Genomic DNA, 5,973 nt, shown 5'->3' on the forward strand with positions numbered 1-5,973 from the left:
GGCGGGGGCTCGACGGCCGCGCTGCCGCGGGTTCGGGGCGCGGTCAGCGGGTGAAGAAGGCCGGTCCGCCGGCCGGCAACGCGGGCGTCTCGCCGATCTCGGCGGCCCGACGGGCGAACTCCCGGAGCCCGGCGACCTGACGCTCGCCGAGCGAGAAGTCCAGGGCCCGGAAGTACTCGGCGAGGGTGGCCGCGTCGAAGGGTTCCCACCGGGCCGCCGACTCGGCGACCTGGTCCAGCTCGGCCAGGCACAGGTCACGCGAGCGCAGGAACGCCTCGTGGACCTCCTTGACCAGGCCGGGATGGGCGGCGGCGAAGTCGCGGCGGACCGCCCAGACGGCGAAGACCATCGGCAGGCCGGTCCACTCCCGCCAGGCGAGCCCCAGGTCGGTCACGGTCAGCCCCTGCCGGGGGGCTTCGTACATCGCCCGCAGGGCCACGTCACCGATCAGCACCGCGGCGTCGGCCTCCAGCAGCATCTGGGTCAGGTCCGGCGGGCAGCGGAAGTACTCCGGGTCGACGCCGTACCGCTCGCGCAACAGCAGCCGGGCGAGCAGCACCCCGGTCCGCGAGGTGGACCCGAGCGCGATCCGCGCCCCGTCGAGGTCGGCCAGCGGGCGGGTGCTGACCAGGTTGACCGAGAGCACCGGGCCGTCACTGCCGACCGCCAGGTCCGGCAGGAGCAGCAGTTCGTCGGCGTGCCGCAGGTACTCGACCAGGGTGATCGGCCCGATGTCCAGGTCACCGGCGACCAGCGCGGCGCTGAGCCGGTCCGGCGAGTCCTTGTGCAGGTCGACGTCGAGCAGCGCACCCGAGCGCATCAGCCCCCAGTAGATGGGCAGGCAGTTGAGGAACTGGATGTGCCCGACCCGGGGGCGGGCGACGCGCTCGACCATGCCCCGACCGTATCCCCGCACCGCCCGATCGGCTCAGCGAGCCGCCCCGGAAGTGGCCAACCCCGCACCTGATGTAAGCAGGGGTCCCCTGTACGACACCAGGCGTTAGCAGGGGGCCCTTCCTTGCACGGCCCCGGCTCGGGGTGGTGGTAAATCGGTTGCTGGCCGCCCGGCGGGGAGTAGGCTGTTCGTTTCCGCCTGACGGCCGAGGTGAGTAGCACCGGAGCGGACGTCCCGCGCCGACCCGTGGTCGGACACGCGAGCGGCAGCCTTCCTCCCCGTCAAGGAGCACGTGGATGAGCCTGCACGCCCCACACACCCCGTACCCACCGCCGTCCGGCCTCGACGACGAGCTGACCGCCGAGCGGACGCACCTGACCCGGTCCCGCGCGGCACTGCACCGGATGCGTGAACGCGCCGAGGCCCTCTTCGCCACCGGCGACACGGTGGCCGGTGACTCGTACACCGCCGAACAGCTCGGGCGGCACCTCGCCCGGCGGGTGGCCGAACTCGCCGACGACCCGCGGACGCCGTTGTTCTTCGGCCGCCTCGACTTCGGCGACGCCGATGCCGAGCACGCCGGGCGGCGCTACCACGTCGGCCGCCGGCACGTCACCGACGAGCAGGGCGAACCGCTGGTGCTGGACTGGCGGGCCCCGGTGTCGCGGTCGTTCTACCGGGCCAGCGCGCGCGACCCGCAGGGGCTCGCGGTCCGCCGCCGGTTCGGTTTCGGCGACGGCGTACTGACCAGCTTCGAGGACGAGCACCTCGACCGGGGCGAGGAACTCGGCACCGCCAGCCGGATCCTGACCGCCGAGATCGAACGCCCCCGGATCGGGCCGATGCGCGACATCGTCGCCACCATCCAGCCGGAGCAGGACGAGCTGGTCCGCGCCGACCTGGCCGACTCGATCTGCGTACAGGGCGCGCCGGGCACCGGGAAGACGGCGGTGGGGTTGCACCGCGCCGCGTACCTGCTCTATCTGCACCGGGAGCGGCTGCGCCGGTCGAAGGTGCTGGTCGTCGGCCCGAACCGGGCGTTCCTCGGGTACATCGCGGCGGTGCTGCCCGCCCTCGGTGAGGTGGAGGTCGCGCAGGCCACCGTCGAGGACCTGGTCGACCGGGTGGCGGTGCGCGCGGTGGAAGCGCCGGAGGTGGCGAGGATCAAGCACGACGCCCGGATGGCCGAGGTGCTGCGCCGGGCCGTCGACGCGTACGTGGGCGAGCCGGCCGAGGCGATGACCGTCTCCGACGGCTCGTACCGCTGGCGGATCGGATTGGAGCCACTGCACCGGCTGGTCCACGAGACGCGCGCGGAGGGGCTGCCGTACGCCGTCGGCCGGGAACGGATCCGCGCCCGGGTCGTCGGGCTGCTGCAACGGCAGGCCGAGGCCCGGCGGGCGGAGTCGCCCAGCGACGCCTGGCTGCGCCGGACGGGCCGTTCGACGCCGGTCACCACCTTCCTGGACGCGGTCTGGCCCGCGCTCACCCCGGAAGGGCTGGTGCACGCCCTGCTCGGTGATCCCGCCCGGCTCGCGGCGGCAGCCGAGGGACTGCTCACCCCTGACGAGCAGGCCCTGCTCACCGCCGGGAAGCGGGCCCGTACGCCGAAGGCCACCCGGTGGACCGCCGCCGACGCCGTCCTGATCGACGAGGCGGCCGGGCTGATCGAGCGGCCGACCGGCTTCGGCCATGTCGTCATCGACGAAGCCCAGGACCTCTCCGCGATGCAGTGCCGGGTGATCGCCCGGCGCAGCGAGCACGGCTCGCTCACCCTCCTCGGCGACCTGGCGCAGGCGACCGCGCCGTGGGCCGCCACCGACTGGCGGGAGACCCTGCGCCACCTGGGCAAGCCGGACGCGGTCGTGGTGCCGTTGACGGTCGGTTTCCGGGTGCCTGCGGAGGTGCTCGCCTTCGCCAACCGGCTGCTGCCGGCGCTCGCCGTCGACGTACCTCCGGCCGAGTCGCTGCGCCACGACGGCATGCTCGCGGTGCGTACCGTGACCGAGCTGTCCGAGGCGACGGTGGCCGAGGTGCGCGCGGCGCTCGCGCACGAGGGGTCGATCGCGGTGATCGCCGCCGACGACGCGGTGGCCGGGCTACGCGCGGCGCTGGCCGCGGCGGGGATCGAGACGGCGACCGTCGACGAACCGACGGCGGGTACGCGGGTCTCCGTCATGCCCGCCACGACGATCAAGGGCCTGGAGTACGACCACGTGGTCGTCGCCGAACCGGCGGCCATCGTGGCGGCCGAACCGCGCGGCCTGCACCGCCTGTACGTGGTGCTCACCCGGGCGGTGTCCCGGCTCTCGGTGGTGCACGTCGCGCCGCTGCCCGCACCACTCGGCTGATTGCGCGGTGGCACCGACCCGATAGACCGTTGTACACGGAGCACCATGGAAGGAGCCCCCCGTGATTCTCGCCCGCGCCGATCAGGTCAGTCGCCGCTACGGCGACGTCCTCGCACTGGACCGGGTCGACCTGGAGGTCCGTGCGGGCGAACTGGTCGGCCTGCTCGGGCCGAACGGCGCCGGCAAGAGCACCCTGCTCAACCTGCTGGTGGGGCTGCGCCGGCCGACCTCGGGCCGGGTGGAGCTGTTCGGCGGCGACCCCCGGGACGCGGCGAACCGGCAACGGATCGGCGTGACGCCGCAGGAGACCGGGCTCCCCGCCACCCTGCGCGTCGGCGAGGTGGTCGACTTCGTCTCCGCCCACTACCCGGACCCGGTGCCCCGGGATGAACTGCTCGACCGGTTCGGCCTCACCGACCAGCTCAAGCGGCAGACCGGCGGGTTGTCCGGCGGACAGAAACGCCGGCTGGCCGTGGCGCTGGCGTTCGTCGGCCGCCCCCGGCTGGTGTTGCTCGACGAGCCGACCACCGGGCTCGACGTGGAGGCCCGGCACACCCTCTGGAACGCCATCCGGTCCTTCCACGCCGACGGCGGCACGGTGCTGTTGAGCAGCCACTACCTCGAAGAGGTGGAGACGCTGGCACGCCGGATCGTGGTGATCGGGCACGGCCGGGTACTCGCCGACGACAGCGTCGACGCGGTCCGGGCCGTGGTCGGCGTACGCCGGGTCAGTCTGACCACCGACGCGCTGCCGACGCTGCCCGGAGTGGTCCGCACCGAACACGTCGACGGCCGGACGCACCTGCTCACCGCCGACGCCGACCAGCTCGTCCGCGACCTGGTCACCAGCGGTGTCGACTTCCGCGATCTGGAGGTACGGCCCACCTCGCTGGAGGAGGCGTTCCTCGCCATCACCACCGCCGAGACCGAGCCGACCCCCGTCTGAGGAAGTGCCTGCCGTGCCACTCGCCCTGACCCACGCGCGTTACCAACTGCTGGAGACGGTCCGCATCCCGATCGCGCTCTTCGGCAGCGCTTTCTTCCCTGCCGTCGCGATGCTCTTCTTCGTGGTGCCGTGGGCCGGCGACGACCCGGTCGGCGCCACCTTCGCCACCGCCTCGATGGTCACCTTCTCGGTGATGAGCGCCAACATCTTCCAGTACGGCATGGGGGTCGCCGAGGACCGCCAACAGCCCTGGGACCCGTACACCCGGACCCTGCCCGTCGGGCCGGGACCACGCTTCGCCGGCCGGGTGCTGGCCGGTCTGCTGGTCACCTACCTGTCGCTGATCCCGCTGCTGGTCATCGCCGCGACGTTGACCGCAGCCGAGATCACCCCGATCCGGTTCCTGCTGGCGCTGGCCACCGTGGCGGTGGTCGCGGTGCCGTTCACCCTGCTGGGGCTCGCCATCGGGTACTCACTGCCGAGCAAGGCGGCGATCGTGGTGGCCCAGGTCGTCTTCTTCCCGATGGCCTTCGGCGGTGGGCTGCTCTCCGCCCCCGGTGACGCGCCCGGCTTCATCGAGGCGATCGCGCCGTTCCTGCCCACCCGGGGGGCGGTGGAGTTGATGTGGGCGGTCGTCGGCGACTTCCCGGTCAGCACGTTGTCGCTGGTCATGCTCGGGGTCTGGGTGGTGGCGCTGGCCGCGATCGGTGGGTGGGCGTACCGACGGGACGAGGGTCGCCGGTTCAGTTGACGATCCGGCCGTTTCGCTCGGGCGGCGGCCGGGCGGTGCCACGATGCCGGTGAGGGTGGTCGAGCCGCGAGCGCCCCGAGCCGAGAGGGGTGGCCCGTGGTCGGCGTCCCACCGGGTACCCCCTGCTGGGCCGATCTGGCCACCCCGGGGCTGGACGCGGCCCGACGGTTCTATCCCGAGTTGTTCGGCTGGACCGGTCGGGTCGACCCCGAACCGGAGGCGGGCGGCTACACGGTCTTCCTGCTCGGCGGGCGACCGGTGGCCGGCGTGGGGCCGCCGGCCGTACCCGACCAGGTGCCGATCTGGTCGACGTACGTCGCCACCGACGACGCCGACCTGGTCGTCGGCCGGGTGGAGCGGGCCGGTGGGCAGGTCGTGGTGCCGCCGTTCGAGGTGTTCGACCGGGGCCGGATGGCCGTGTTCAGCGATCCCGCCGGTGCCGCGTTCAGCGTCTGGCAGCCGATGAGCTTCGCCGGGGCCGACGTCTTCGACGTACCGGGCGCGATGTGCTGGACCGAACTGATCACCCCCGACCCGGACGGGGCACGGGTCTTCTACGAGTTGGTCTTCGGGTGGCAGCCCGAGGAGGAGCCGATGGGGCAGGTCGCCTACACCGGCTGGCGGCTGGGTGACCGCCTGGTGGCCGGGATGATGCCGCCGTTGGGCGCCGAGTTCCCGGCCGACTCACCGGCGTACTGGACGCTCTACTTCTCGGTCGCCGACGCCGACGCCACCGCCGCCCGCGCCGCCGAACTCGGCGGCACCATCCTCGTCCCGCCCCGGGACATCCCCGCCGGCCGCGTCACCGCCCTGCGCGACCCACACGGCGCCCTCTTCTCCCTCATCGCCCTGAAACCCTGACCGCCGCCCGGGTCCCGGGTCCCAGGTCCGTCGATCATGGACTTGTGGCTGTTCGTTCGGGTGGATTCACGGCCTTTGCACCCACCACAACTCCATGATCGACCGGCCGAGTGGGCCGAGTGCGAGGGAACGGGGGCGGGGCGGGGGCCGGGGACGGGAAGGTGGGGTC

Annotated in this window: 5 protein-coding genes; 4 read left to right on the forward strand and 1 reads right to left on the reverse strand. The window is 73.2% G+C overall.

From position 1 onward, the window contains the following. Positions 1–43 precede the first annotated feature (43 nt). Entirely contained in the window at positions 44–895 is an 852-nt protein-coding gene (locus tag EYA84_RS24360; RefSeq protein ID WP_131055694.1) for a menaquinone biosynthetic enzyme MqnA/MqnD family protein, read from the reverse strand. A 296-nt stretch (positions 896–1,191) separates the two neighbouring features. Between EYA84_RS24360 and EYA84_RS24365 the strand changes: the two genes are divergently transcribed. The 4 genes from EYA84_RS24365 to EYA84_RS24380 all read left to right on the forward strand — a co-directional run bounded on the left by EYA84_RS24365 (position 1,192) and on the right by EYA84_RS24380 (position 5,804). Beyond that, positions 1,192–3,246, forward strand: coding sequence for an AAA family ATPase (locus EYA84_RS24365; RefSeq protein ID WP_131055696.1), 2,055 nt, complete (start codon positions 1,192–1,194; stop codon positions 3,244–3,246). Between the two features lie 61 nt (positions 3,247–3,307). After that, entirely contained in the window at positions 3,308–4,192 is an 885-nt protein-coding gene (locus tag EYA84_RS24370) for an ABC transporter ATP-binding protein (protein WP_131055698.1), read from the forward strand. Positions 4,193–4,205: 13 nt separating this feature from the next. Further along, complete coding sequence (locus EYA84_RS24375) at positions 4,206–4,943, forward strand: ABC transporter permease (protein WP_131055700.1); 738 nt, start codon at positions 4,206–4,208, stop codon at positions 4,941–4,943. A 96-nt stretch (positions 4,944–5,039) separates the two neighbouring features. Beyond that, positions 5,040–5,804, forward strand: coding sequence for a VOC family protein (locus EYA84_RS24380; RefSeq protein WP_131055702.1), 765 nt, complete (start codon positions 5,040–5,042; stop codon positions 5,802–5,804). The last annotated feature ends 169 nt before the right edge of the window (positions 5,805–5,973 follow it).

This window comes from Verrucosispora sp. SN26_14.1 (genome assembly GCF_004307965.1).
In the GTDB taxonomy this organism is placed as follows: Bacteria; Actinomycetota; Actinomycetes; order Mycobacteriales; family Micromonosporaceae; genus Micromonospora.

What these genes read in the sequence shown, in the direction of transcription:
- EYA84_RS24360 (WP_131055694.1), bottom strand. Translation starts at nt 895, where the DNA reads ATGGTCGAGCGCGTCGCCCGCCCCCGGGTCGGGCACATCCAGTTCCTC.
- EYA84_RS24365 (WP_131055696.1), top strand. Translation starts at nt 1,192, where the DNA reads ATGAGCCTGCACGCCCCACACACCCCGTACCCACCGCCGTCCGGCCTC.